This is a genomic window from Mesorhizobium sp. LNHC229A00 (assembly GCF_000502415.1).
Taxonomy (GTDB): domain Bacteria; phylum Pseudomonadota; class Alphaproteobacteria; order Rhizobiales; family Rhizobiaceae; genus Mesorhizobium.
Genome location: NZ_AYWQ01000030.1, coordinates 16,757 through 43,024 on the forward strand (window position 1 = coordinate 16,757; position 26,268 = coordinate 43,024).

General features: G+C 58.6%; 18 protein-coding genes and 9 pseudogenes. 14 read left to right on the forward strand and 13 right to left on the reverse strand.

What is annotated here, in order from left to right:
* Window positions 1-3 precede the first annotated feature (3 nt).
* A pseudogene (locus X742_RS1000000173375) lies at window positions 4-300 on the forward strand (SMC-Scp complex subunit ScpB); the annotation flags it as partial.
* Between the two features lie 637 nt (window positions 301-937).
* A pseudogene (locus X742_RS1000000176225) lies at window positions 938-1,102 on the forward strand (transposase domain-containing protein); the annotation flags it as partial.
* A 179-nt stretch (window positions 1,103-1,281) separates the two neighbouring features.
* On the opposite strand, the gene X742_RS141720 reads toward X742_RS1000000176225, so the two are convergent.
* From X742_RS141720 to X742_RS141710, 4 genes are all read right to left on the reverse strand, one after another.
* Window positions 1,282-2,292, reverse strand: a complete 1,011-nt coding sequence (locus X742_RS141720) for a cysteine synthase family protein (RefSeq protein WP_023775270.1) — start codon at window positions 2,290-2,292, stop codon at window positions 1,282-1,284.
* A gap of 889 nt (window positions 2,293-3,181) precedes the next feature.
* Window positions 3,182-4,006 carry a hypothetical protein gene (locus X742_RS1000000171780; RefSeq protein ID WP_156939477.1) on the reverse strand — a complete coding sequence of 275 codons (825 nt, stop codon included), beginning with the start codon at window positions 4,004-4,006 and terminating at the stop codon, window positions 3,182-3,184.
* Between the two features lie 283 nt (window positions 4,007-4,289).
* Entirely contained in the window at window positions 4,290-5,063 is a 774-nt protein-coding gene (locus X742_RS141715) for an IclR family transcriptional regulator (RefSeq protein WP_023775272.1), read from the reverse strand.
* A 30-nt stretch (window positions 5,064-5,093) separates the two neighbouring features.
* Complete coding sequence (locus X742_RS141710; protein ID WP_023775273.1) at window positions 5,094-6,269, reverse strand: Xaa-Pro peptidase family protein; 1,176 nt, start codon at window positions 6,267-6,269, stop codon at window positions 5,094-5,096.
* Window positions 6,270-6,476: 207 nt separating this feature from the next.
* Here X742_RS141710 and X742_RS141705 point away from each other — a divergent pair, with 207 nt between their 5' ends.
* Genes X742_RS141705 through X742_RS141690 form a run of 4 tightly spaced genes read left to right on the forward strand, consistent with a single transcriptional unit; the run spans window position 6,477 to window position 9,804 of the window.
* Complete coding sequence (locus tag X742_RS141705) at window positions 6,477-7,229, forward strand: transporter substrate-binding domain-containing protein (protein ID WP_084569691.1); 753 nt, start codon at window positions 6,477-6,479, stop codon at window positions 7,227-7,229.
* 17 nt (window positions 7,230-7,246) lie between these two features.
* The gene (locus tag X742_RS141700) at window positions 7,247-7,894 is read left to right on the forward strand and encodes an amino acid ABC transporter permease (RefSeq protein ID WP_023775275.1); all 648 of its coding nucleotides are present in this window, start codon (window positions 7,247-7,249) and stop codon (window positions 7,892-7,894) included.
* Window positions 7,891-8,613: an amino acid ABC transporter ATP-binding protein gene (locus X742_RS141695; RefSeq protein ID WP_023775276.1), complete on the forward strand. Its 723-nt coding sequence runs from the start codon at window positions 7,891-7,893 to the stop codon at window positions 8,611-8,613. The genes X742_RS141700 and X742_RS141695 overlap by 4 nt, the downstream gene beginning before the upstream one ends.
* A gap of 9 nt (window positions 8,614-8,622) precedes the next feature.
* On the forward strand, window positions 8,623-9,804 hold the full coding sequence (locus X742_RS141690; RefSeq protein WP_023775277.1) for a PLP-dependent transferase: 1,182 nt from the start codon (window positions 8,623-8,625) through the stop codon (window positions 9,802-9,804).
* A 180-nt stretch (window positions 9,805-9,984) separates the two neighbouring features.
* On the opposite strand, the gene X742_RS1000000176230 is transcribed toward X742_RS141690, so the two are convergent.
* Window positions 9,985-10,260 carry a hypothetical protein gene (locus X742_RS1000000176230; RefSeq protein ID WP_023775278.1) on the reverse strand — a complete coding sequence of 92 codons (276 nt, stop codon included), beginning with the start codon at window positions 10,258-10,260 and terminating at the stop codon, window positions 9,985-9,987.
* On the opposite strand from X742_RS1000000176230, the pseudogene X742_RS1000000174445 reads away from it, so the two are divergent.
* Window positions 10,187-10,343: pseudogene (locus X742_RS1000000174445) on the forward strand (aldehyde dehydrogenase family protein); the annotation flags it as partial. The gene X742_RS1000000176230 and the pseudogene X742_RS1000000174445 overlap by 74 nt on opposite strands.
* Window positions 10,344-10,362: 19 nt before the next feature.
* Here the strand turns inward: X742_RS1000000174445 and X742_RS141685 are convergent.
* The 7 genes and pseudogenes from X742_RS141685 to nifH form a co-directional block, all read right to left on the reverse strand.
* Window positions 10,363-10,860, reverse strand: a pseudogene (locus tag X742_RS141685) (IS630 family transposase); the annotation flags it as partial.
* A gap of 358 nt (window positions 10,861-11,218) precedes the next feature.
* Window positions 11,219-12,266: pseudogene (locus X742_RS01000000170945) on the reverse strand (IS110 family transposase).
* Window positions 12,267-12,372: 106 nt separating this feature from the next.
* A pseudogene (locus X742_RS1000000174450) lies at window positions 12,373-12,844 on the reverse strand (winged helix-turn-helix domain-containing protein); the annotation flags it as partial.
* Between the two features lie 115 nt (window positions 12,845-12,959).
* The gene (locus X742_RS1000000174455; protein ID WP_023775283.1) at window positions 12,960-13,505 is read right to left on the reverse strand and encodes a hypothetical protein; all 546 of its coding nucleotides are present in this window, start codon (window positions 13,503-13,505) and stop codon (window positions 12,960-12,962) included.
* Window positions 13,506-13,705: 200 nt separating this feature from the next.
* Window positions 13,706-14,671, reverse strand: coding sequence for an ornithine cyclodeaminase family protein (locus tag X742_RS141680; protein WP_031248682.1), 966 nt, complete (start codon window positions 14,669-14,671; stop codon window positions 13,706-13,708).
* Window positions 14,672-14,802: 131 nt separating this feature from the next.
* Window positions 14,803-15,762, reverse strand: a complete 960-nt coding sequence (locus X742_RS141675; RefSeq protein WP_032925087.1) for a hypothetical protein — start codon at window positions 15,760-15,762, stop codon at window positions 14,803-14,805.
* Between the two features lie 55 nt (window positions 15,763-15,817).
* A pseudogene (nifH, locus tag X742_RS1000000176235) lies at window positions 15,818-15,999 on the reverse strand (nitrogenase reductase); the annotation flags it as partial.
* Window positions 16,000-16,654: 655 nt separating this feature from the next.
* On the opposite strand from nifH, the pseudogene X742_RS01000000170960 reads away from it, so the two are divergent.
* From X742_RS01000000170960 to X742_RS141655, 6 genes and pseudogenes are all read left to right on the forward strand, one after another.
* Window positions 16,655-17,852, forward strand: a pseudogene (locus tag X742_RS01000000170960) (proline racemase family protein).
* The gene (locus X742_RS0138925) at window positions 17,852-18,517 is read left to right on the forward strand and encodes an amino acid ABC transporter permease (protein ID WP_245275649.1); all 666 of its coding nucleotides are present in this window, start codon (window positions 17,852-17,854) and stop codon (window positions 18,515-18,517) included. The pseudogene X742_RS01000000170960 and the gene X742_RS0138925 overlap by 1 nt, the downstream one beginning before the upstream one ends.
* Window positions 18,514-19,437 carry an amino acid ABC transporter ATP-binding protein gene (locus X742_RS141665; protein ID WP_023775288.1) on the forward strand — a complete coding sequence of 308 codons (924 nt, stop codon included), beginning with the start codon at window positions 18,514-18,516 and terminating at the stop codon, window positions 19,435-19,437. The genes X742_RS0138925 and X742_RS141665 overlap by 4 nt, the downstream gene beginning before the upstream one ends.
* Window positions 19,438-19,443: 6 nt before the next feature.
* Entirely contained in the window at window positions 19,444-20,418 is a 975-nt protein-coding gene (locus tag X742_RS141660; RefSeq protein ID WP_023775289.1) for a dihydrodipicolinate synthase family protein, read from the forward strand.
* A gap of 303 nt (window positions 20,419-20,721) precedes the next feature.
* A pseudogene (locus X742_RS01675) lies at window positions 20,722-22,231 on the forward strand (NAD-dependent succinate-semialdehyde dehydrogenase).
* A gap of 35 nt (window positions 22,232-22,266) precedes the next feature.
* Window positions 22,267-23,655, forward strand: a complete 1,389-nt coding sequence (locus tag X742_RS141655) for a PLP-dependent aminotransferase family protein (RefSeq protein ID WP_023775292.1) — start codon at window positions 22,267-22,269, stop codon at window positions 23,653-23,655.
* A 501-nt stretch (window positions 23,656-24,156) separates the two neighbouring features.
* Here the strand turns inward: X742_RS141655 and X742_RS1000000173395 are convergent.
* Window positions 24,157-24,531, reverse strand: coding sequence for a hypothetical protein (locus X742_RS1000000173395; RefSeq protein WP_245275650.1), 375 nt, complete (start codon window positions 24,529-24,531; stop codon window positions 24,157-24,159).
* A gap of 495 nt (window positions 24,532-25,026) precedes the next feature.
* On the opposite strand from X742_RS1000000173395, the gene X742_RS0138930 reads away from it, so the two are divergent.
* On the forward strand, window positions 25,027-26,268 hold the full coding sequence (locus tag X742_RS0138930; RefSeq protein WP_031248689.1) for an acetyl-CoA carboxylase biotin carboxylase subunit family protein: 1,242 nt from the start codon (window positions 25,027-25,029) through the stop codon (window positions 26,266-26,268).

Genomic DNA, 26,268 nt, shown 5'->3' on the forward strand with positions numbered 1-26,268 from the left:
GGCATCGCGCGGCGACACGCGAGACGAGCGACAGGCCGACCAGACGACGGTCGGTCAGGCGACCGCCTGTTTGACCGCGAGTTGGATCACCTGCCGCCGGAAGCGCGCTGGCGCGAATGGATGAACCGCGTCGAGGCGACGATTTTCGCGGCCGGCGAACCGGTCAGCCGCGAAACGCTGGCCCGCACCGTCGGAAAAAGCTGCAGCATCGACCTCCTGATCGATGACGTCCGGGAGGAACTGCGTGGCCGGCCCTATGACCTGGTCGCCTTCGTCGGTTTTCGGCACCTGACACCACCTGAAGACGCGGGGCCTGCTCAGCAAGAAAAAGCTGCTGGCCGGCGACATTATGCCAAGGTTCACCGATGGGGACGAGCCTGGCGCCGGCGTGACGAATAGTACCCGCAGCTCCGCGGGCGAGGTGCTCGATCTCTTCGCTGCCGCGCAGTTTGATGACGTAACTGTGCAGCGAATCACAGAGCCGTTCGTCGTTCACGGAGGAGACGAAGAGAGCGCTCTTCAACTGTTGGCCGAATACGTCGTGAAGATGTACGGGCTCGAGAAGCCGGAACCACAAGCAGACCGTGCTCGCGCTTCTCGATGAGTATTTCGGGCTCGTCGTGAACAAACCTCTCATGGTCAGTCGTAGCGCGCATAGCGCGCAATGCATTGGTCGGGAGCGGTCGACGGCTGTGAAAACAAATTCCGTCGGGTCCTCAGGCCGGTCTCTGCTTCCTATGTCTTGTCGTAGCCGTCTGCTTTGAATTCGACTACGGTCCGACTATCGGCCAAACGACCGACTTCTTGAATTCCCTGAGCGCCCTTTGAGGATGAGAATTATGACAAGTGTCGACGACCGGTTCTCGGTCGAAATGGCGGGCAAGTGCTTCGCCATGATCGGACGAGGCGCTTCGGCATCGTTTGACGGTCGGCATAAACCAGCAAGTTCAACGGTGTTGAGCCGCTCGATTATCTCGCCGATGTCCTCACCAGGATCGTCAACGGCCACCCCCACAGCCAGATCGACGATCTCCTGCCACGGCCTAAGGGCCATCGGCAAATCAAGCGCGGCGTTCGGCCATGTTCGGCTTCAAATCACTGACATCAGCCGCAATCATCCTGTCCGGGATCGAAAGGATCACATGATCCTCAAACGACGGGCGAGATACACCTTTATTCCGAATCTATCCTTGCTGAGCGGTTCGAAACTCCTACCGAATAGTTGGCCTTGGCCCAGGCCTCTTTGCGCTTGCCTTTCAACCGTTGCAAAAGGCCCCACGTTCATGCTGCGCATGCCTTTGCGGCCAGCCACCCATCCAAGCGCGCGCCGATTGTCGGATCCAGCAAGCCGCGTTTTGCCATCCATTCATCGTCGAAAACCGAACCGAGATATTTTTCCCCGCCGTCGGCCACCAGCGTGACCACCGTGCCGAAGAGCGTGCGTGCGGCAATGAACTCCAACGCCTTATAAATGGCGCCGCCGGTTGAGCCACCCACCAGTAGGCCCTTGCGCCGGGCGACATAGCGCGCGGTCTCGAAGGCCTGTGTGTCGGTGACCTGCACACCTTCGTCGATGCATGCATAGTCAAGCACCTTGCCGACCTCATCCCCGGTCGGCGTTCCCGTTCCCGATTGGTAATAGGGGTGTCCGGGCTTGCCGAAGACGATCGATCCGGCCGGCTCTACCGCGATCGTGCGCACGGCAGGATTATGCCGCTTGAGCCGCTGGGCGATCCCGGTCATCGACCCGCCGGTCCCGACACAGCCGACAAAAGCATCGATGCCGTCCGGAAGTTGCGCCAAAAGCTCGTCGACCAAACCGGCATAGCCTTCGGGATTTGCCGGATTGTCAGATTGATTCAGGAAAAGTGCGCCGGGAAGTTGCTCCCCGAGCTGAGCGGCCAAGCGTTGCCGCTCGACCACGGCCACTTCGTCTTCGCGGAAATCACCTTCGACATAGCGGATTTCGGCGCCGAGCGCGCGCATCATGCGGATCTTGTCCGGCGCGGCATGATGATCGACAACCGCGACAAAGCGCAGGCCAAACTCCAGTGCGGCCAGAGCCAGCCCGATGCCGGTGTTGCCAGAGGAGGATTCGACGATCGTGCCCCCGGGGGCAAGCCGCCCGTCCTCGAGCGCGGCTCGCACCATGCTCCGGGCCATACGATCCTTCATCGACCCACCGGGATTGTTCTTCTCGATCTTCAGCACAAGGGTGGTGTCGCGGTCGGGCACGGAGATCGCCATGACCGGTGTCTGGCCGATTAGTTGGGTTGTGGTCGTGCAGAGCATTTATGCGTCTCCATTCGCGTCAGGGATGACTGCTGGCTGCCCATATGCATCCCGAACCAGCAGAGGCGGGTCGGCGTTGGGTGATGATTGAAATTCGTTATCGAGAGGGTCCATCCGGTAGCCGCCGGTGTTAGTGTAAACTAGAAGGTCTCCTCCCTGATCGGATTGAGCGGCGAGTCATGTCGCGCGAGCAGAGTAGGGGCCATAGCCACCCAATCTTGTGGCAATGCAGCGTCATGACCAGCCTTTGGCGCGACCATGCTGAGGGCAAAATCCGGATACGCGAAACCAATCCAGCATGGATCATCGACTGCCCCCCGGAAAAACTTGTCGACGCGCAGTATTGGCGCAAATCATGACGCTGCCGCCTCCGTAGCGGATGCGCATTCAGCATTGGGACATCAATTGTCTGCAACGTAAACTATACAAGTCCGCCAAAAACTTACAATTCTATTTTTTGTTAAGATATTATAAAGATTGCATTAAATGATTGAGCTACAATTTTTTGTTTCCCGCGCGACCAAACTCCACTTGATGAAATTCAGGCGGGGATAGCCTCCAAATGAGCTTTTGACGATCGGCATCCAGGGAACCGCAGTAGCGGGGAGCTTTCACCTTTCACCACAGCCGCGAGGCGGTGGAAAACGCAGCGATAGCGGTACGCAACGGACGGCCCAGTGGCAATTACTCAAGCTCAGACCGAGGCCAAGTACCGACTACACAAAACAAGATCACGACGGGTCACCGGGCCTTGAACCTATATCCCTTCGAAAATGTCAGAGGCTCCCTTGGACAGGGCCGCTATTCAACCGTCGCAACACAACCTAATGGCCTCGGACTGGTCCTCCTGCCTTGCATTTCAGCAGTTGCAACAAAAACCCTCGCTCCGTCATTCGACCGGCCGCACGTCGGCTAGGCGTGCGACTTCTCCCGAAAGTCTACCGCCCGCTCCCGCAACATGTAGCATGTTCCAAAGTGTCGCTAGATTACTAGTGATCACGGCCCGACCAAGCCGCTGCTCGAGCGGCTTTATGCCCTTCAGCCAGGTAAAATTCGTGCAGCTTATGAAGACTCCATCAGCGCTATCCGGAATCTTCGGTATGACCCAATCATTGATCGGACCCCACCGGTCCAGTTCCTCAGTGCTATCCATATCGAAGCCCCAAGCATGATACGAGACGCCAACGCCGTGGCTTTCCAAGAAAGCCGTAAGCCTATTCGACAACCATTCCTCGTATGGGCTGAAAACAGCAAGATTGCGTAAGCCGAGCGCGCGCAGCGCAGTCAAGACACTGCCAGATGTAGTTACACACGGCAGTCCGCTAGCCTCCTCCATCAAGGCTACGATGCTCTCGTCGTAACCAAGCCCCTCGAGGAAGCTGCCGGATGTGCAGGCGAACCCGATTGCCTTCATGTAGCGGACATGGCCAAGCAGCCGTGCGGCGTCAGCAGCCTGTGCCTTCATGCCGGACAGTTGCTGAGCCGTATCTTCCGAATTGAACACGCGAGTGAAATGGAAGCCTACCTCGGAAAGCGCGAGGCGGGGATAGTCCCGCTCGATGACAGAATTCCCGGACGGCGTGACAATGCCAAGTCCGATTGGCTGCAAGTGCATTATCTCATCTCCAGTAACCACCTTTGATACTTCAGGACGCGCTTGAACCTTGCGGCCTACAACGGCCTTATCGTGGGGCAACCCTTCGAGTTGCTCCACGATAACGAGTCCCTTTGCCGCTTGGCCATCACAGTGCGCAAGGTCGCGAGGCGCGGTATTCTTCGACTCTTCGACAGGAAAGGGCGGCGGAAACTCTGGCCGTGTCATGGACTCATTCTTTCATGGCACGGAACGGGTTGCCGCGCGGAGGGCGGAGCGTAATCGGCATCAATTTTTCACCCGTGACTACTCAGACGCAGCAGTATTTCTGTAGATTTTCCCAATTCTCGATTGGAGATCCCGAAAGCGTTCGAAAAGCGGTTTTGAGTCGAATACCGCTACACTATGGTCTGCTTATCCTATTTGCAGCAGCCTTAATAACGGCCGCGGCTTCCTCAACGTCTATGTTCTTCGAAAAATAGGGAGAGAATGAAAGGCTAATTGCCATAGGCGGACCGGACCTTGGCTGCGTGATCAGTGCACCAACGGAAGTAATGCCGTCAATATTTTCGTTCTGCACCACCGCAAAGCCGCGCTCTCTCGCCTTATGAAGGTCCTCAAGAAGCAGCTTTGGATCCGTAATCGTCTTGCTGGTAATGGCGGGGAGCGGCCCGGGTCCTAAAAGATCTAGGGCGTGCTCCTCGGGAAGAGATCCAAGGATGCACTTCCCGATGGCCGTCGAATGCAAGGGAATAACTTCTCCCGCTTCGGCGCGAACAGTGACTGGAGCGTCCCCCGTGACGCACATAAGGTAGATAGCCCGCCGACCCTGCAACGCAGCCATGTAGGAATCGACGCGCAACTTTCTCGTGACTTCTTCGAGTTCCTTGCGGGCATGGACCAGCAGGCTGTCACGCGACATCAGAAACGCGCCGAAAGTCAATGTCTGGTAGCCGATTATGTACCTTTTGGTGTCAGGATCTCGCTGCAGATAGTGCCGTTCGGTCAGGGTGTTCACGAGCCTCTGTGCAATGGCCGGGCTAAGATCGAGAAGGCGAGCAAGTTCTCGCGTGCCAATCGGCTTCTCCGCCTGATTTACCGCTTCCAGGAGTTCTAACCCTCGGTCGAGAGACTGGCTCTTTGACCCAATCTTCTCGCTCGATTTCCGCTCGCGCATGATGATGTCCGATCCGGTCGATTGCCCTGCTTACGTCGGCCGCAAGAGCTCCCGGGAGGCGTTCGTCAGCAGCTCATAACCAGTATCAGTTACGATTACCGTGTCTTCAACCATCATTCCTCCCCATCCAATTTCGTAATAGGGGGTTTCGACACAGAGCACCATTCCATTTTCCAGAAGCGTCTCACTGCTCGGCCCGATCAGCGGAAATTCATGTGCCTGCAAGCCGATGCCGTGACCGCAGTGATTGCGCTGATAATCGGGCAATGCTCCGGATCTCACCTCCTTCATCGCCGCCTCAAAAACCGTGCCAGCAGGAATTCCCGGACGGATTGATTCCAGCTCACGAGTCTCTCCCCACAGGAGCGCATTGTAACGGTCCCTCGCAAGCGGCCCGGGATCTCCGACGCCATAAGTACGCGCCATGTCGGAACAATAGCCGTTCACGGTCGCGCCGATATCCAGCCGGACGAGATCTCCTTCCTGCAAGAGACGATTTCGGGCATAAGCATCAACGCGCGAGGAGCGCTCTCCTGACGTCACGACCACGAAACGACAAATGCCGCCGCCAACCGTGATCGTCTGCGTGATTTCAGCGGCGATCTCCAACTCGTTGACACCAGGCCGGATCAGGCCGGTAGCGCGCTCGACCGCATTATCTGTGAGCTGGGAAACATATCGCAGCAGATCGAGTTCACCCGCGAGCTTGATCGCCCTTGACCGGCAAAACCCCTCGGCCACAGGCAGAAGGCGCGCTCTCGGCACCATCTTCTCCACGGCGGCACGCAAGTCGGGCTGGCTGAGATCGCCACCGATATTTCTTAAGCCGCCGATCGTCGCTGCTATCGCGGCCGTTAAGGCTTCGGCAGGAGTTCGGCTTGCCGCCGGCATTTCACGGTAAGATGGAGAATCGCCGGTGTTGAACACGAAGAAGGTACCATAGCGCCAGATCGTCTCCGGATCACCTAGTACTTCCAAAGCTGCAGCCGCATCGCTCGCACCTGTAACAAGCGCGAATTTTTCCCGCGATGCGATCAACGCCTGTGGATACGGGCCGCCATCGTGAAGAAGGGAGCGGTAACCCGACAAATAGCCGATGTGGACGGGATCATCGGTCACGACTGCATCAAGACCGGGATTGAGGGTGAAGAAGCGATCCCGGCACTGTTTACCGAGTTCGGACTGATCCGGGAGAGAAGCCAACATACAACCTCACACAGTGTTCCGCTATTTAAATGACTGTTTCAATAGTGAGACCCTTTGCGCGAATTGTCAACGCGCCGGAATAGCGACAAACGCTGCAGCTTGTTGGCCTTGCGACAGTTTGTGTAGGTTTCTTGACAAATCGCCTTGTTTCGCTTTTAATGATTATGTTCCGATTATAGGAACACCGCCATCGGGAGGAGATCGAACATGATTAGGCGAAACTTGCTGATATCGTGTGCCATTGCATTGTCAGTGGGGATGGCGGGAGCAGCCGTCGCGCAAGACAAGCCACGGGACGTCGCGATTGGCGTGGAAACAGACGCACCGCCGTTCTCGTACGTCGAAGACCGCAAATATACCGGAATCAGTAACGACATCCTCCAGCGCGTTGCCGATCTGGAAAATCTCAAGCTCAACTATCAGTCCTTGAAGTTCCCCGCGCTTATTCCGGCCTTGCAGGCCGGCCAGATCGACCTCGCCGTCGCCGGTATCTATGTGACGGAAGAGCGCAAGAAAATAGTCGATTTCTCCAGCCCATATTCCTCGGAGGGCTCCGTTCTCATTGTCCCGGCGGGCAGCAAGATCACCGATGTGGTTGGCCTTAAGGGAAAGACGATCGGGGCAGAGCAGGGTTCTTTTCCGCTCACTGTGGCCAATAAACATGCGGCAGAATGGGGTGTCACTGTTCGTGTATATCCAGACGCCACGAACTCATTGCTCGCCATGAAAATGGGGGATCCTGACGCAATGATCTTCGACTCCGGACTTGTGGCCTACGAGCTTCAGATGGAAGGCAGCAAGCCGACGATCAAGATTGTGAGTGGGCTGTTAGATCCTACCGACATCGCCTTCGCCTTTCCGAAAGGAAGCAATCTGCGCGCCATCATCGATGCCGGCATCGCGAAGATGCAAGCCAATGGCGACATGACGAAGATCAGACATAAATATCACCTGGATTAAAAGGAAAACCGTGCGCCATGTCTGATCAGTCTTGGATAGAATATCTCCCATCACTTCTGCAAGGCACGGTGCTTACTCTCATTGTGACGTTCATCTCAATGATCGGTGGCACTGTTGTCGGATTCACCCTAGCAATGATGAAGATATCTTCCTCAAGGCTACTACAATTGGGTGCGGCCATCTACGGCACGCTCGTGCGGGGCCTGCCTCTCCTTGTGCAGGTCCTGCTCGTTTACTTCGCTCTCCCGGCCCTGACGGGCGTTCGGATGCCGGCCGTCGTCGCGGGCACCATTGCGATAACGCTCTTCACTGGCGGGTTCATGGCCGAAATTATCCGCTCGGGCATTCAGTCGGTTGATCGCGGACAGATGGAAGCGGGCCGCTCCATCGGCTTCGGCGATTGGGAGACAATGCGCCTCATTATTTGGCCGCAAGCCTTCTGGGTGATGTTGCCGAACATGGCCAACCAGTTCAGCGGCACGCTGAAGGACACATCGTTGCTGTCGGTCCTCGGTGTCGTGGAACTCACTATGGCCGGACAAACCATTTATTCTCTGAACTTCGACACAATTCGGGTGCTCGCCCTTGTCGGCACCATCTACCTAATCATTTACCTCATCGCGGAACGTTTCGCGGCAGGACTCGAGCGGAAGGTTGCCCGATGATCGCAGCACGCGGCTTGCACAAATCCTTCGGCGCTCTTGAGGTTTTGAAGGGCGTGGATCTCACGGTGGATTCCGGGGAAGTGGTATGCCTGATCGGGGCATCAGGGTCCGGCAAGTCGACTTTCTTACGCTGCCTCAACGGACTTGAGAGATCCAACAGCGGCGAGGTCTTGATCGGCATTACGCCCTTGATGGGGCGCGAGACCGATAACAACAAGTTACGACAGCGCATCGGCATGGTGTTCCAGCACTTCAATCTGTTCAACCACTTGTCCGCGCTCGACAACATCACGCTGGGACCAATCCGTCTTAAGCGGACACCGAAAGCTCAAGCTGAAGCAGAAGCCCGCGAACTCACGGCCCTGGTTGGGCTCGCCGACAAAGCTCACGCGATGCCTCACATGTTATCCGGCGGACAGAAGCAACGCGTGGCGATCGCAAGAGCCCTTGCGATGAAGCCGGACGCCATGTTGTTCGACGAGCCGACCTCCGCGCTTGATCCTGAAATGGTGCGCGAAGTTCTGGACGTTATTCGCAAGGTGGCCCGGGACGGCATGACCATGGTGATCGCTACCCACGAAATGGGTTTCGCACGCGAGATCGCCGATCGGGTCGCCTTTATGCACGCCGGAATGATTCACGAGATCGGTCCGCCCGATCGGATCTTTGGAGCTCCCCGCGAAAAGCGGTTGCAAGAATTTCTTTCGAAAATTTTATGAGAAGATGAAATGCGCAAGAACATAGAACTTGATGATACGCTTTGCGTTATTCCGCCGGAAACGCCACTTGACGGTTTCGCAAGCCTTGCGGTTCCCGTCTACCGCGCCTCGACAATCGTGTTTCCGAACGCTGCCGCTTACCGCAGCCGGGCGGCTCGATCACCAGATGGCTATAGTTATGGGCTTTCAGGGACGCCGACAGCCCGGACTCTGGAGGGTCAGCTCTGCGCCTTGCACAATGCGGAAAGGGCGATCGTCGTGCCCTCTGGCCAGGCCGCAATTTCAGTCACGATGCTCGCCCTGTTAAAAAACGGCGAGCATTTGCTCATAGCGGATAACGTCTATCCACCCGTGAAGGATTTTGCCTGTGAGATTCTCGGGGATTTGGGTATTGAAACGGAATTTTTCGACCCGACGCGTATGGTAGACTTGGAGGCGCGACTTCAGCCAGGCCGCACCAGGCTGGTATGGATCGAATCCCCTGGATCGACCAGTATGGAAATTTGCGACATTCCGAGCATTTCTCGCTTGAGTAAGGCGGCCGGCGCTTATCTCGGATGCGACAACACCTGGGCGACTGGACTTTTGTGCAAGCCACTGGACCTAGGCGTCGATATAGTTGCGGAAGCGTTGACCAAATATGTCGGTGGGCATTCCGATATTTTGTTAGGAGCGATTATCCTCCGAGATATTGAACTTTATAGACGGATAAGAGCTACACTGAGTTCTTTCGGCGTTGGCGTCTCGCCAGACGAATGCTCTCTTGCGTTGCGTGGTATGCAGACCATGGGTCTACGACTGCGACACGTCGGTGAGATATCGGAAGAGTTCGCACACCGATTGGCCGAGAATTGCAGTCATGCCGTGCTGCATCCCTGCCTTGGTAATTGCGCCGGCCACACCTTGTGGCAGCGAGATTTCAAAGGTAGTTCCGGCGTCTTCAGTCTCCAACTGGACGGAGTTTCTGCGGAGGCCGTCGATCGAGCGTTGGACGGCCTAAAAACATTCGTCATCGGAAACTCATGGGGCGGCACCAGGAGCATCATCGCGCCGATGGTTATCGCTCCTGATCGACAGGTCATGCTGTCCGGCGACCAGACAACCCATCTTCGAATTAGCATCGGTTTGGAGAATGTGGATCACCTCTGGGCGGATCTAAAGTACATGCTCCGTTCGCTGCAACTGCAATAGTGACCTAAGGGGGTTAATGGCTGATCGTGCACGTGCGGAGCATGGTCCGCCGCTGCGACGCCCACCGCCGAGCGATAGGTGAGCGCAACCAAGGCGCCTGGTCCCACGTCATAATGCACAAAGGCTTTTGATCCAGATTTGATGAAGGCAGCCCGTTGGGGCACGTGTCGGCGTGCTCGATCAGATGCGACTGTTCGATATCTCGTCGTTTGATAACCCAAGGTGCGCCTTGCAATATTGCTCGGCGGGAATAATGCCGGCGGCAATCTGGCGAAGGACCGTCGCGGAGCTCAGATTGAGCATCCCGGCGGCTTCAGTCAACGTGACTTCGCCGCGCTCGGCCCATTCGCCTCTTTGACGGATTCGATGAAGAAGGCGGCCTCTGGTCTTTGGCAATCCCGCTGAGATTTCAAGACAATTGATTGCATCCCCGGTGGTTCGAAAAATCTCGCTCACTGGCTCGATCCCTGTTGGCAAATCCCTTGCGCGACTGGCGGCGGGAGGGAATGAAACCCGCAAGCATGGAATTGGGCGGGCACTTATACCAGCCCTCATTGATCAGAACTCATTCGCCCATTTTCTACGACCGATGGACATGATCTTCCGGGGTCGGTCTTGCAGAGTTCGCCATGAGTGGCAGCAGTGGTCGACGATGTCTTCGTAGGATTTGAAGACGCGGTTCGAGAGCCAGTTTTCACGCATGAACTGCCAGATGTTTTCGACGGGATTGAGTTCGGGCGATTTCGGCGGCAGGGGCAGGATGGTGATATTTTCGAGGACCAGCAGGTTGTTGGACATGTGCCATCCTGCCTGGTCCATGATGAGGATGGCGTGCGCATCGTTGGCGACGTTTCGGGAGATCTCGATCAGATGCTGGTTCATGGCATGGGTATCGCACCACGGCATGACGAGAGCTGCGGCCTTGCCGTGCTTAGGGCAGATCGCGCCGAAGATATAGGCGGAGCGTGTGCGCTAGTCGTGCGGTGCAGATGGCCTTGATCCACGCCTGGCCCAGCGGCGGGTGATTTTGTTCTTCTGGCCTATCCGCGCCTCGTCTTACATGAGGGTTGGGCTGTCAACGTTATGTTTGCATGCAGCGCTCCGGTTTGTTTTCACACATGAGAGAATTTATCGGACCCCGGCGATCCTGTATCGCAGCAGCTACTGCGCAACCTTACATGCGGGCGGGTTCTGAACGGGGAGCCCGCACCATAATGCCTCATGCGCGAGGCGTTGCCGGGGTGAGACGCGACCCACCTGAAACGCGGTAGCGGCAAGCCACCAAAGAGGAAGACGGTCGCGCGTCCCGCATCGTCGCTGACGGCGGCCGTCTACGATGATCGGTTTAGGCCGCGGCCGCTGCCGCGGTCCTGATTTCGACGCCGTCGGGCAGCAGACCAGTCTCGACATAGCGTCACAACGCAATCAGGAGTTTCCTTGCCATGGGACGATGGCGATCCGTCGTGTGCGTCCCTGCCGGGTGCCGACACGTTCACGGAACCAGGCAGCAAGCTTGCTACCGGGCTGATAACGCAGCCATAGCCAAGCCATCTGGATCAGTGTCGTTCGTGCTCGTGGATTGCCCGCCCGGCTGATGCTCCGGTCGCGGTCCATGCCGCCGCTTTGATAGGGCATTGGCGCGATCCCCACGTAGCTCGCAAGCTGACGGCGGTCCGCAAATGAACGATAAAGCACCTCACGCACCAGCACGGCGGAGAAGTTCGCCCCGATGCCGCGGATCCGTTGCAAAGCCATGATTTTCTGCACCGTTGCGTCATTGGCCGTGATGGCTTGCGTTTCGTCGCGCTCCGTTTCCATCTCGCGAATGAGATCCAGGATCTCAGCACAAGCCTGCGTCGGAAGCGGTTCTGCTCAGCCTGCATAAGAGGAGGCAGAACACGTCCGTCAGCAGTGCGCAACGCCGCCAGGTCCCGGTCCCATGAGCGTAGCGATGGCCGTCCCCGTATTCCCTGCGTGAACAGAAGGGCCTCGATCCGGCTCTCGATCCGCAGCTTCTTCTGCACGAGATGTTCGCGCTCACGATGGGGGCGCTTGGCATCCTCCTCGTCGGGTGTCGGCACGCGCACCATACTGCAAACGTGTCGGTCGCCGCCGAGCCAAGTTGCCAACACACGAAACAACATGCCTTCGGCATCGAGCCGGTCGGTTTTGGCCCGCCGCGCCCGTCGGTTCATCAGAATACTGGTCGGCTCAAGCACGTAGGCATCGACGCCATGCTTCGCTAGTAACCGGTGTAACCAAAACCCATCGCGGCCCGCCTCGAAGCAGCAGGCCATGGTGACGGGGTTGCCAGACTTATTGGACGCGCGTGATCGCAGATCGGCGATGAGCGAGAGCAAAGCCGCTGTGTCACCGCCTTCGATGCGGTACAGACGCGACTTCTCGGCGCCTGGCTGTCGTGCTGCGACAAGCCAGGACGAAAGGCTGAGTTCGATGGCGATGTGAACGGTATTCTAGGATGACATGGTAGCGGCTCCTTGCTTGAGTGGGCGGGCACCTGCCAGTTTGAACCCTTACCCCTGGGGCTGTCCGCCCTCATGGCATCTGGAACCAGATTTCAATCAATTTACCTTTGGCGGGGCCAACAGCGATCTCTGCCACTGCGGTGGGGAAGTTTTTTTAATGCCTCGGCCGCATCAGTATCCTGCGCATGATGCCTCGGGCGAGCCGAGAGTTTGCGGTAGCCCATCGAGCGCACCTCGCGGCCCAAGGTCTGCTCGCTCACCGAGACACGGAATTCCTCGCACAGCCACTGGGCCAGATCACACAGACGCCAGCGCACGACGCCATCGAGATAGGGGGTGGGACCGCGCTCGATGGCTTGTGCCAAGGCCGCACGCTGATGTTCATTCAACAACGACGGCTTGCCCGGGGCCTTGCCGTTTATCAACCCATCGGGACCGCGCGCATTGAAGCGCACCACCCAGTCGCGCACGATCTGTATAGTCACGCTGCCGAGCCGGGCAGCATCTGCGCGTGAGCCGCCATCATAGATCGACGCAAGTGCCAGCAGTCGCCGGACGCGCCGAACGGTGGTAGGCACATCATCGGTGTGCCCCCTGTCGGCGAGCTGCCAATAGCTCTTCTGCTGGATGCCTTCGCGGGTCACACGGACGATGTGGCCGGGCCGTACCTCACGCATGCCGCGAAACACGGTGTTGTACGGGTCGGCGAAGGAGCTGGAGCATAGGGCGCGACGAAGCCCCCTCGGTGTCCATGGCCGGTTCCGCGAGACTATTGGCGAGGATCGCCTTTGGCTCGGAGCCGAACAACACTCCATGCTGGGTGGGATAGTAGTAAAGCGGCTTGATGCCGAGCCGGTCGCGTATGAGAAGCAGTTCGCGCTTGGCGGTGTCCCAGAGTGCGTAGGCGAACATCCCGTTGAGTTCGCTCACCGCTGCGCAGGGATCCCGTCGGCCCCACTCGCGGTGGGCGTGCAGCACCACCTCGGTGTCACTGCTCGTGTCGAACCGATGGCCGAGGGCGACGAGTCTTTGACGCAGCTCGCGGTAGTTGTAAGTCTCGCCGCCGTAGACGAGCACCAAGGCGGGTTGGTCGTCCTCGTCGAGCGTCATCGGCTGGCGACCGCCCTGGATATCGATGATCGCCAGGCGGCGGTGTCCCAGCGCCGCGGGCCCGTCAATCCAAGTCCCCTCGTCGTCTGGACCGCGGTAGGCCATGGTGGCCGTCGCGTCGGCAGCTCCCTTCGTGCTTCGGGACCTCCGAGGTCACGATCGAAATCAATCCATCCACAGATGCCGCACATATTATGACTCCTCGCTTGGGTAACTGTCGCGCAACTTCGGGCATCCGGGACACCGCACCCCGCGAACACGCCACATCATTTATGGCCGCCTCATCGGCTCAACTAAATACCTAGCTAGTAGGATACGATCGTCCCTAAGCCGTGCTGCTCTGCGATGTCGAGTATAGCAGAACCTATAGCGACATCATGCATTGCGAGACCGACATTGAATACTGCGATGCGATCAGCGTTGCTAACTCTGCCGGCGACGCGTCCTACAATGACATTGCTGACGGATCCACGAATGCGGGAAATATCCCGGTAAGGAGAGCCTGTCGCAATGATATAGTTTTTGAATTGCTCAACGTCATCGGCCAACAATACATCCGTAGCCGTTGTTATATCTTGAGACCATCCGCGGGGATTGACGGGCAGAACCAAGCCGCCCTCCTTGACCCATCCGAACTGGAATTCCACGTCTTCCAATCGACTTGTTGCGGTCACTATGACGTCAGCGGCGCGGATCGCGGACTCAGCGTCTTTCACGTGAACTATTGTTGCTTTGGAATAAGTCTGTTCAGCCAACCGGCCCAAGGCATTCTCATTGATATCCACGATTTGGAATTCGGCATCGGGGTGAATCAACGACAGCATTTTTGCGTGGTAGAGGCCCTGAAGACCAGCACCGATTATTGCGATCCTGCCCACGTGAGGCGGCGACAAATACTTGCTGGTGATAGCCGACGCTGCCGATGTGCGAACTGCAGTGAGGTAAGCAGCATCCATCACGCAGATTGGTAGGCCCGTGTCCGGATCGTTTAAGACCAAAAGCCCTGTGATGTTTGGCAAGCCAACTTTATGATTGCTGGAGTAACCGGCAACCCATTTAAGGCCGGCTCGGCGTTGCTTGGGAAGCCAGCCAGCCATTGCGTGGATGAATGCGTCGTGCCCCGGGTGGATTCCGATCTTGGGCGGGTTCTCGAATGCGCCATTAGCGTGGTCACGAAGCGTCCCTTCGATAATGTCTAATGCTGAGGTGAAGGGCAAATTAGTCTGTGCAACGTCATTTCGACTTAACCATCTTACAATAGACGTCGTCATATTACCGCCTCTCTTAGCCCTAGGACCGGCACTGGAACAGTCGGCCCTTCGGTCCGGAAACTCAGTAGCTGGAACGGGGCTGCGCCTTTTCCAAATGGTCTCTCGCGAACTGGCATGTACTTGCTGTCGGGCTACGTTGCGTTCGCGCAAAAGTCGCTTTGTGCCATTCGGAGTTTTGCCTCTATGTCAGACAACAAATGCGGCAGTTTCGGAGCCAGACGCTTATTGTTTTGTTCAATGAATCGAAGAAATTCTTCGCCATACATGCTCACATAATCGAGCTTTCCGACTGCTGCGCCCGATAACACCGGGATCGACGACAGATCCACTATGGCGCGCGGTTCCAGCCGCAGAAGGGTATCCTGAAGAGTGGCTTCGTATTCATCATCGACATCGGCGGTTGCGATAACAACGATGGACTGCGGTTCGCGTGGGTAGCCAATCTCTGCCGGACGCATGAGCGCGACTCGTATGTCAGTCCAGCGGCGGAGACGTTTGCGAAGGTTCTTGGGGTTCCGCGTTACGAATACCGTCGAACGGAATCGCTCTCCGACACCACTCCGGATCAGCCCGCGACCCAGCATACCCGCCCCGATGATGTAAAGGCGGTTGGGTAGCTCTCCATCCGGAAATCGATCAGCTATGATGTCTCGGACGATCTGATCGTAATTGAACGATGCGATGAACCGCTGGCGCTGGCGCGCGTCGCGACCCGTATCAATTGCCAATCGTGCGATCTGGAAAATCGGAAGGTTTGGATCAACAAAGTCGAGAGCTTTCGCGAGCTGATCGCTGATATAATTCTCGCCCAGGATCTGGGAATGAGCGCTCGATGCAATCTCGGCGAGACGTTGAGCAATTGCGGCCGCACCTTCAATGTGTTCGTATGAAAAACCAGAAAATATCGTGCTATCGATGTTACTGAGTGTGGACTCTTCACCATAGACCTCAACTCGTGCGCAGGTTGCGACGAGTAGAATTCCACTTCGCGCGAGTTCGGCTGCAAGTGGTTTCACCTGCGCCGACTGCTCCGCCACTGCCAGAGGCGTGGTCGTCTGGTGATCACGATAAAAGCCAACTAGCTTGCTCATCGCTTCCATCCTCAACTTGATTGAGCCCAAGCGGCAGTTGACGCGAAACGCCCCTGAGTTCGATGGTTTGCACCGAACGCTGCTTTGCCCCGAGATGCTGGATTTCCTGCGCCTTCGAGTTCAGGATCAGACGGGTGGAGTCGGCTTTCGGGTCGCAGCCAACGATGGTATGGCGACGAGCGTGTCTTGGGAGTACCGCGGAGTACCGCCTTTCCCATAGCGCGCGAACTGACATATTGTTTTCCTTTGTCCATCGAGCGATGTCCCATCGGTTGGCAGTTTCCCGCGGCCCTGCAACGAGGGAGATCCAAAAATCATGCCGACTGCACACAAGGAGCTTCAGAAATAATTTTCTGCAAAACATTCAATGGGTTAAATGAGCGTGCGGCAGAGCGACTGGCCGAACACACCGCGTCGTGACCTCAACAAACCCGACAGTTGTCATTTCCTGCCCTTTTCCAAGAAATGGCGGTCCGGATCTCCTTCGCGGGAAAGCGGAACTCACGCGCCATCGGACTGCGCCCAGCATTGTTTACTATCGGACGATGTCGGATATGCACCATTGCAGTAGAGGAGCCATCCTATTGCTTTGAAGGATTCTCTCCTTCGGCACGGCAAATGCATGACCCTCCGCGAAGGCGTCACGAACTGAGAAGGTGTTGCCCATGCTTACGTTTATCGAAAAGTTCGTCGCCGCCGTGAAGACTGCACTTCCTCGAGCACCGAGCCGGCGCACGGGCTTGCGCCTCATGGTCCAGACGGCGGCCGCGCCGGCTTCCAATACCCGCAGCAAAGTTCTCTGGGTCTCGTTTGCTTGCGCATCACCCGCTACATGCTCGATCGCGGCAGTGACATGAAGGTAGTTCCCCAGGCTGGAAAGTGCTGACCGTCCATGCGCACGAGCCGTCTCTTCTCCGTCATCGACAGCCATACCGCAGGGCACCCGACTCGCACGGTCATCTCGGGCATCCCTCCGTTGCGCGGACAGAGTGTGCTCACCCAGCGGGACAATTTCCGCGCGGTCCATGATGGGTTGAGGGGGGTGCTGCTTCACGAACCTCGCGGGCATGCCGCCATGGTGGCAGCGGTGCCAGTGCCCTCCCGCGAGGCGGAGCAAGGTTTGTTTTTCATCTCCTCCTACGTCTACCTCGACATGTGCGGCCATGCCACGATCGGCTACATCGCCAGCTTGGCCGCCACGGGCGCACTGCCGCAGGGCTTTGAACAAAACGGCATGTCCATCGAGNCCTCCCGCGAGGCGGAGCAAGGTTTGTTTTTCATCTCCTCCTACGTCTACCTCGACATGTGCGGCCATGCCACGACCGGCTACATCGCCAGCTTGGCCGCCACGGGCGCACTGCCGCAGGGCTTTGAACAAAACGGCATGTCCATCGAGACCCCGGCAGGTATCGTCCATGTGACCGGCACCTTCGAGGCCCGCCAGCTGACCTCAGTGGTGCTACGCAACGTGCCATCCTATCTCGCCTGCGCCGATGTAGCGGTCGCGGTCGAGGACCTCGGCACGGTGACCTGCGACATCGCCTATGGCGGCATCGTTTATGCTCTGGTCGATGCGAGCCAGGTAGATATGCTCTTCGATATCGACCACGCCAGCCGCTGGTGCCACGCAGGGATGGCCATCAAGGAGGCGCTCAACGCTGCAAGCGGTCACCTGCAGGTCGGCAGCGTGCTATTCCATCGCGCCATCGAGGGCGGCGCCCGCCATCTGGTGGTTTTGGCAGGCAACAAGTTCGACCGTTCGCCCTGCGGCACCGGTACCTCCGCACGGCTGGCCCAGCTTCACGCTCGTGGGGAGTTGGCGANAGTTCGACCGTTCGCCCTGCGGCACCGGTACCTCCGCACGGCTGGCCCAGCTTCACGCTCGTGGGGAGTTGGCGATTGGCGCTCCTTACCGGGCCGAAAACATCCTTGGGGTGCCCTTCGCGGCCAAGGTCGCGGAGGTGGCTCTGGGCAAGGACGGCCAATCCGCCGTGATCCCAGAGGTGCGCGGCATGGCTCATATCAGCGCATTTTCCACCCTTGTGCTGGAAGCGGACGATCCGCTGTCAGCCGGCTTTCTTCCCAGCTGATGGAGCGTGTTGTGAAATTCGATCCGCCCGTCGTCCTCGCGTATTGGGACATCCTTGCCTACGGCCTGCTCATCACTCTCAAATACACGATCTATACCTGCGCCATCGGCCTCGCGATCGGGCTCTTGATGGCACAGCTCGAGCTCAGTCCTTGGCGACTGTTGCGCTGGACCGGTCGAATCTGGGTGGAGTTCTTCCGCAACATCCCGCTGCTGGTATTGCTCATGTGGATCTATCATGCCCCGCCAATCTTCTTTCAGATCCAGATCGGCAAGGAAATAGCGGGCATCCTCGGTCTCGGGTTCTATGCCAGCGGCTTCTATGCCGAGATCCTGCGCGCCGGTGTCCAGTCCATCGACCGTGGCCAGACTGAAGCTGCCGTTGCGCTGGGCATGGGGTACGTCCAGCGCATGAAGCGGATCATCCTGCCGCAGGCACTGCGCCGCATGGTGCCGCCGCTGGTGGGTCAAACCATCATGCAGCTCAAGAACACCACGCTCCTGTCGGTGCTGACAATCCCCGATCTGCTTTATCAGGCGGACTACATAGCCAGTTTCACCTGCCGGCCAATGGAGGTCTACACCGTGATCGGAGCCATCTTCATCGCCATCCTGGTTCCCCTCAGCGCTCTTTCGCGCCGGTTCGAGCGCAAGGAGGTCATGTGACGACTGCAAAATCGACCGAAGTCGTTCTGAGTGTACGCGGCATCGAGAAGTCCTTCGGGACGCACCATGTCCTACGCGGCGTCGATCTTGACGTCCATCGCGGGGAGGTGGTTTGCTTGATCGGCTCCAGCGGCTCGGGCAAGACCTCGCTGCTGCGCTGCATGAACCTGTTGATGGAGCCCGACCAGGGCGAGATCGTCATCCACGGCGCGTCTCTTTTCCGCCGCACCGAGTCCGAGCGGCTTAGGCTTTCCAGCAGGAAGGTGAGCGCCGTGCGCCTCAAGACCGGCATGGTGTTCCAGAACTTTAACCTGTTCGCGCACCGCACCGCACTGGAAAACATCATCGAAGCCCCGCGGGTGGTGAAGAAAGTGCCACGTGCCGAAGCCGAGGCACGGGCTCACGAGCTCCTCAATCGCATGGGACTTTCCGACGCCGGGCATAAATACCCGTCACAGTTGTCGGGCGGCGAGCAGCAGCGCGTCGCCATCGCCCGGGCGCTCGCTATGCAGCCCACCATCATGCTGTTCGACGAGCCTACCTCGGCGCTGGACCCGGAACTGGTGGGCGACGTGCTTGCCGCCATCCGCCAGCTCGCCGCCGATGGCATGACCATGGTTATCGTCACCCACGAGATCGGCTTCGCCTATGAGTTGGCCGATCGGGTGGTGTTCATCGACCAGGGCGTTGTGGCCGCGAGCGGCGCTCCGCGTGAACTCCTGCTGTCGGGCGCGAACGCGAGGCTCGCAGCCTTCGTCGGCCGCTTCATTGAACAAGCCAGCCTTCTCGACCCCCTCGCGGCCCCGGCGGAGGCATCTCCAACCACATCTCCCANCCGCTTCATTGAACAAGCCAGCCTTCTCGACCCCCTCGCGGCCCCGGCGGAGGCATCTCCAACCACATCTCCCAAGAAAGGATAATAGACCATGGCCGATGTAAGCTGGGGCGGTATCTTCCCCGTTCTCGTCACTCCCTTTGGAGCCGATGGCTCCATTAATGAGACCCGATACAAGGCGCTCATCGATGACGCCATTGCCAATGGCGCGCAGGGCGTCGTCGCGGCTGGCAGCACCGGAGAATTCTATGCTCTCACCAAGGCCGAGCGCGCACGCCTCTACAAGTTGACGGTTGACCATGGGGCCGGCCGCGTACCCGTCCTGGCAGGCGTCGCCGACTTGCGTGTCGGGGATGTGCTGGAAGCGTGTCAGTCGGCCGTGGCGGCGGGCTGCGCGGGCGGCATGATCCTGCCGCCCATCTACGCCATGCCGAGCCCGCGTGAGATCGTGGCCTTCTTCGAGTACATCTCCCGGAACACGTCGCTGCCGCTGATGCTCTATAACAGCCCGCGCCGCGCAGGCATCGACATCACTCCGGCTCTGGTGGAGCAACTCTCCGCCCTGCCAACCGTGGTCGCCATCAAAGACAGCTCCGGNATCGACATCACTCCGGCTCTGGTGGAGCAACTCTCCGCCCTGCCAACCGTGGTCGCCATCAAAGACAGCTCCGGCCTCATTACGCAGGTGAGTGAACTGGTGCAGCGCGTGGGTGACAAACTCCGCGTCTTCGTCGGCTACGAAACCATGATCGTGCCCGCCCGCGCCGTTGGCGCTCACGGGGTCGTCGCCATGGCGCACCAGATTGCGGGGCCGTTGATCCGTGACTACTGGGACAAGGCGCTTACTGGCGATAAGGCACTGCAGGACCTCGGCCGCGACGTCTTCGCCTTCTACCGTTGCTTCCAGGCCGGGGCTTATTACGCGGCCATCAAAGAGACCATGAGCCAGCTTGGCCGCGACGCCGGTGGCCCGCGCCTGCCGCTGCTGCCCTTGGCAGACGAACAGAAAGCCGCCATCGCCAAGATCATAGCCGACGCCGGCCTCGCTCGTTGGGCCAACGCCTGATGCACCTGTTGATGACATAGCAGGCCCCCGCGCGCGAGCGAACGCATTGCCCTATGGTCTGGCCGGGTATGCCTTCACGCGCTCCGCTGCGACTGCCAATCGCATAGNCTTGGCAGACGAACAGAAAGCCGCCATCGCCAAGATCATAGCCGACGCCGGCCTCGCTCGTTGGGCCAACGCCTAAGGCGATCCACATAGAAGCTCTACCGGGTCGTTCCAGCGATACCTTCGGCCCGGACCTGTTCCCATCGCGTTTACGCCTTGCTGGCGTCTGAGCGCACCTTCCAAGTCCAAGGAAAAAATATGTACACGAAACTGGCACTGCTCATCGACGGCGAATGGATCGAGGAAACCAATGCCGGGAGTGAAATCGTTCTCAATCCTGCCACAGAACAGCCCCTCGGCACGCTACCCCACGCCGGCACGGCAGAGCTTGACCGCGCACTCGCGGCGGCAAGCCGGGCCTTCGGGGGCTGGAAGCGCACCTCGCCCTACGAGCGTGCCCAGATCCTGCGCCGCGCCGCTGATCTGATGCGGGAGCGTCTGGACCACATTGCTACGGTGCTGACGTTGGAGGAAGGTAAGACCCTGGCGGAGGCGAAAGGTGAAATCACCGCCGCGGCAGAGTTCTTTGACTGGTTCGCAGAAGAGGGGCGGCGTAGCTATGGCCGTGTTATCCCGGCACGCCTGCCCGATATGCGCCAGACAGTCACACAGGAACCGGTTGGCCCTGTGGCGTGCTTTACGCCATGGAACTTCCCGGCCGTGACGCCCGCGCGCAAGATCGCCCCCGCGCTTGCAGCTGGATGTACCTGCATCATCAAACCCGCTGAAGAAACACCTGGCACGACGCTCGAAATTGCGCGGGCGCTCACTGATGCAGGCTTGCCCAGTGGTGTGCTGAATGTTGTCTTCGGGGTGCCGGCCGAGGTCTCCGAGTATCTCATTCGCTCACCGATCATCCGGAAGATCTCCTTTACCGGATCCACTTCGGTCGGACGTCATCTCGCGCGCTTGGCAGGAGAGACCCTGACCCTCGCCACAATGGAACTGGGTGGCCATGCTCCCGTCATCGTTGCGAGAGATGCCGACGTTCAGCGCGCGGCAGAACTCTCCATGACGATCAAGCTGCGCAACGCCGGTCAGGTTTGCACGTCGCCGACACGCTTCTTCGTCGAACACCCGATTTACGATGAATACCTCGAACATGCTCGGGCATTCGTCGACAAGCAGGTAGTTGGCGACGGCCTGCAAGCGGGCACGACGATTGGGCCGATTGCCAACACCCGCCGCCTTGCGGCGATGGACGACCTGATTAGCGACGCTCTTGCCCACCAGGCGCGGCTTATCACTGGAGGCGAGCGCATCAAAGCTCCTGGCCTGATGTACATGCCGACGATCCTGGCGGACGTTCCTGATCAGGCAAGAGCCATGACAGAGGAGCCGTTTGGCCCACTTGCGTTGGTTCAACCTGTTGATGATATAGAACAGGGCCTCGCACGAGCGAACGCATTGCCCTATGGTCTGGCCGGGTATGCCTTCACGCGCTCCGCTGCGACTGCCAATCGCATAGCGNCGAGCGAACGCATTGCCCTATGGTCTGGCCGGGTATGCCTTCACGCGCTCCGCTGCGACTGCCAATCGCATAGCGGAGCAGTTGGCTGTGGGCGTGATTGGCATCAACCAGATGGTGGTGACAATCCCAGAAACCCCTTTCGGCGGGATAGGCGATAGTGGCTGGGGCCGCGAAGGCGGTCTTGAGGGTCTGGAATCCTACACTGTAAGAAAATATGTCGGCCATCTTCATCTCTAGCAGGGGATGAGACGAAGAAGAAAAGGAGCGCGGCCATGAGCTTGGACGGGATATTTGCGGGCTGGCGGCCACGGCAGCTCGCCTCCGAGGGACCGCGCTACCTTGCCCTGGTCAATGCTCTGGAGCAGGACATCGCCGACGGCCGGCTGTCGGACGGCGACCGCCTGCCGCCGCACCGTGACCTAGCGCGAGAGCTTAGTCTTTCCGTCGGCACTGTGAGCAAAGCCTATCAGGCGGCCGAACAGCGCGGTATCGTCAGCGGCCATGTCGGGCAGGGCACCTTCGTCCGTCGCCGTTCCGCCGCCCGCGCAGAGGCGGCGACAGCACATGAGCCAGTCAATTTGGCGCTGAACGTGCCCGCCGAGGGGAACGAAACGCAGATCCTGTCCGCGTTGTTTGGCGAGGTGGTGCGCGAGCGTGATCTTGCGCCGTTGCTGCGCTACCACCCCCACGGCGGCATCTGGAAGCACCGCGAAATCGTAGCAGCCTCGCTGTCTGACAAAAGATTTGCCGTCGAGCCGGCACGGCTGTTCCTGTGCAACGGCGCCCAGCACGCCATCGACATCGCGCTGCGCCTGGTGGCGAAGCCAGGCGACAGCATCTTGGTGGATGCCTTCACCTATTCCGGCTTTAAGGCAATCGCTGCAGCCAGCCATTTCACCTTGGTGCCTGTGGAGATGGATGAGGAGGGAATGGATCCAGAGGCGCTGAAACAAGCCTGCCATCGTTCCGGTGCGCGGGTGCTCTATTGCATGCCAACGCTCCAGAGCCCAACAGCACGCACCATGAGCCTGACCCGTCGCCGCCGCATCGCTGAACTGGCCGAGGAGCTCGATCTAACCGTCATAGAGGATGACGTCTACGGGTTTTTCTTCAGCGAGCGTCCTATGCCAATCGCCTCGTTGGCACCGGACCGCACCTTCTACGTCACGTCCTACTCCAAATGCATCGCGCCAGGCTTCCGACTCGGAACACTGACGGTTCCGACGGCCTACATTACTCAAGCCGAGCTGCTCCTGCACGCCTCGGCCTGGTTTGTGGCTCCCATGCTAGGCGAGGCGGTGGTGCGGCTGATTGAAAACGGTAAGCTGGAAGAACTTCTGCGCGAGCGGCGCCGGCAGGCGCTGGAGCGTTACCGCGTGTTCATGGATGTCTTTCCCAAAGCGGCGAGACTTCAGTTCCCAGCTTTCTACGGGTGGTTGCCGTTGCCGCAAGAGTGGTCGGCCGATCAATTTGCCGCCGCAGCGCGAGGTCGCGGCATACTTGTAACGCCACCCATCGCCTCTGCGGTGGGTGAGGGTGACCCCGGCGCAATCCGCATCTGCCTCGGCGCGCCAAGGGACCTGATAGAACTCTCTGATGTCCTTCAGATTCTGCGTGATATCATGGGTCGCCACCCAGCAAGCGTCGTCTCCGTCGCATAGCACCAGCGTTCCAAGGGGCCTTGATGGCAACAGTCGATCTCGGCCATTAACAAGCGACTGGATGAGAGCCTGAAGGTGTTTGCAGAACTGACGCACACAACCGCCGGGGCAAGGTTGCCGCAGATTCGAAGCCGCTCACGCCAGCGTAGGCACTCCCAGTTCATAAGCCAGTCGATTGACGTTTTCCCCCCGCTTTGCATCGGCAAAAGGATAGCGTGCTTCTCTTGATCGGTAAACGTTATCTCTCTTCCGGCCAATCCAGTACCTGTGATCCAGAAACTGCCCCCTGTTTATTTGTCTCAATCGAGGGGAGCACTCCATCGCTGTCCGCGATTTAGCGGAACGACTGTGCGGTTTCCGACGATCGCGCGCATGCATTCTGCGTATTCCAATGATTCCGGACTGCATCCCGCACCACGCCGGTTTTGCGATCGACGACAGCCACCTTGTCACCGGCATAATCGACAAACAGCTTCTCCCCGCCTGCATGGCTCTGCCGCATCACCAGAGGCAGCCGGCCTTGCCAGTTTCGGAACAACTCACAAAATCTCGAATACCGGTATCCATCGGGATCCGAGCAAGGTACTCCTCCCAGAGCACCTGCAACGTCACATGCTTGCGCTTCAATTCGCGCGCGACAGCAGACCAGTCCGGCTCGGACTGCGTCCGGCGCCCAGCTTTTTTACCGGGCGTCCCGTAAAGGCGCTGCTCCAGCTCGCTGTCACTGATGGTGTCCGGTAAAGGCCATGTAAGTCCTTCCCGGTGCAATCGCTTCAACGTGTCGCGGACCGAAGTCTCCCGCCTAATTGCTTGGCAATGACGCGGTTTGAAGACCGACATCCAGCCGCAGTTCAAAATCTCGCGCACCTGGCGCATCAAGAGTCTCCTCGTCGGCAAATTCACTTCCTCCATGGCGATGTTCCCGCTGGAGAAATAACCCGACGATCGGGCCTCACGATATCGACTTACTGCGCGCCATCATCTCGGAATGCTGCGCGGGTAATTGTCGGAATGGTGCGCGTCGTCATCTCGGAACGGTGCGCGCGACCAAATCGGAATAGTGCGCGCGATGAACCCGGATTCCGCAAACGACTGTGCCGTTTTTGGGAAATCCGCTCCTTGAACATCGCACCGGCCCGAACTTCGTCGAGACCTTCGTGCCGCGTCACCGATGGTCAAACCCTGCAACAGAACCTTTAAGTAAAATTCACAGACTCTTTGCGATCGTAAATCACTAACGATGGTACTTTCCTTAGCAACTCAACGCTGGCGGCACTGGAAGTCTAATGCCGGCGGCACCGGAAATCTGAGGTCAGGTACGGCTGAAATAGCCGATGCCGATCTCCGCTGGGACAATAGAGGGTCAAAAGAATGGCAAGCAGAGCGCTCATCCTGATTGAAGGCGGCGCATGGGGTTGTTGTCTGTTTTACGTTCAAGCGGCCAAGCGTCTTGGTCTTCATCCAATTAACCTGTCAGCTAACCCAGCTCACCACGACTTTCGTGCAGCAGGATGTGAGGCAATCCGTGTCGATACAAGCAATCTCGATGCTCTGATCGGCGAATGTTCCCGGTTGCGTGCCACCCATGACATTGCTGGCATTATATGCGCGGAGGAGCGGGTCTATGCGACCGTTGGCAAGCTCTGCCGGTATTTCGATCTGCCTGGCCCGAATCCCGTATCGATTGAACGATGCCGCGACAAATTCACTCAACGTCAGCTCCTCGCGGAGGCCGACATTCCAATACCTGCTTATCGCTTGGCAGCGAACGCGAGGGACGTTGAAAGCTCTGCTGCGGCGATCGGCCTTCCAGTGATTCTCAAGCCAGCCGTCGGCAGCGGCAGCGTCGGTGTCCGATTGTGCCGGAACTTCGATGAGGTAGCCAGACATACAGCCTACCTGTTGGGCGGGAAGCATGAATGGCAATCTTTGCCGAGGATACTGGTCGAAGAGTTTGTGCAAGGTCCACATTATCTCGCTTCAATGATGGGAAATGAGCTCATTGGGTTTGGCACCGCTGAGTACGGCCCCCCACCGCATTTTGTCTTTCGCCAGTTGACCTTCCCGGCCCAGCTGACCGATGAGCAGCATGAGTGTTTCGCTAATGTTTCGCTGAGCTGTTTGCGGGCTCTCGGCCTTGGGTGGGGGCCAACAAACATTGAACTTCGGTGGACGGGGCGTGGCCCAGTCGTCATTGAAGTCAATCCGCGTCTTGCTGCTGCGCCTGAGCCTCAACTGCTTCAGCTAGCTTACGGTGTCCATCTCATCACCGAGCACATCAAGCTTGTCATCGGCGACGAATGGAATTTGCGCAAAACCCATTCGAACACTGCGGCCGCGCAGTCCCTATTTCCTGATCTGGATGGCACTCTCGATTATATCGATGGCGAGCATCTGGCAGCGGCTGTATCAGGTGTCGCCGAGGTCAAATTCCATGTCGAACCCGAGACGCCGATCGTCAGGAAGGGCGATTTCCAAGACCGCATAGGATATGTCATCGCAGCTTCGCCCAGCCTTGCGGAGACTGAGGCAATACTTCAGCGCGCCGTCGACTTAATCAACTGGTCGATCACACCATTTCCGCCCCCTGGCGAACAGAACAATCTGGACTGA

What these genes read in the sequence shown, in the direction of transcription:
- X742_RS141720 (WP_023775270.1), bottom strand. Translation starts at nt 2,292, where the DNA reads ATGCTCTGCACGACCACAACCCAACTAATCGGCCAGACACCGGTCATG.
- X742_RS141715 (WP_023775272.1), bottom strand. Translation starts at nt 5,063, where the DNA reads ATGCGCGAGCGGAAATCGAGCGAGAAGATTGGGTCAAAGAGCCAGTCT.
- X742_RS141710 (WP_023775273.1), bottom strand. Translation starts at nt 6,269, where the DNA reads ATGTTGGCTTCTCTCCCGGATCAGTCCGAACTCGGTAAACAGTGCCGG.
- X742_RS141705 (WP_084569691.1), top strand. Translation starts at nt 6,477, where the DNA reads ATGATTAGGCGAAACTTGCTGATATCGTGTGCCATTGCATTGTCAGTG.
- X742_RS141700 (WP_023775275.1), top strand. Translation starts at nt 7,247, where the DNA reads ATGTCTGATCAGTCTTGGATAGAATATCTCCCATCACTTCTGCAAGGC.
- X742_RS141695 (WP_023775276.1), top strand. Translation starts at nt 7,891, where the DNA reads ATGATCGCAGCACGCGGCTTGCACAAATCCTTCGGCGCTCTTGAGGTT.
- X742_RS141690 (WP_023775277.1), top strand. Translation starts at nt 8,623, where the DNA reads ATGCGCAAGAACATAGAACTTGATGATACGCTTTGCGTTATTCCGCCG.
- X742_RS1000000174455 (WP_023775283.1), bottom strand. Translation starts at nt 13,505, where the DNA reads ATGGCCTACCGCGGTCCAGACGACGAGGGGACTTGGATTGACGGGCCC.
- X742_RS141680 (WP_031248682.1), bottom strand. Translation starts at nt 14,671, where the DNA reads ATGACGACGTCTATTGTAAGATGGTTAAGTCGAAATGACGTTGCACAG.
- X742_RS141675 (WP_032925087.1), bottom strand. Translation starts at nt 15,762, where the DNA reads ATGAGCAAGCTAGTTGGCTTTTATCGTGATCACCAGACGACCACGCCT.
- X742_RS0138925 (WP_245275649.1), top strand. Translation starts at nt 17,852, where the DNA reads ATGGAGCGTGTTGTGAAATTCGATCCGCCCGTCGTCCTCGCGTATTGG.
- X742_RS141655 (WP_023775292.1), top strand. Translation starts at nt 22,267, where the DNA reads ATGAGCTTGGACGGGATATTTGCGGGCTGGCGGCCACGGCAGCTCGCC.
- X742_RS1000000173395 (WP_245275650.1), bottom strand. Translation starts at nt 24,531, where the DNA reads ATGCGCCAGGTGCGCGAGATTTTGAACTGCGGCTGGATGTCGGTCTTC.
- X742_RS0138930 (WP_031248689.1), top strand. Translation starts at nt 25,027, where the DNA reads ATGGCAAGCAGAGCGCTCATCCTGATTGAAGGCGGCGCATGGGGTTGT.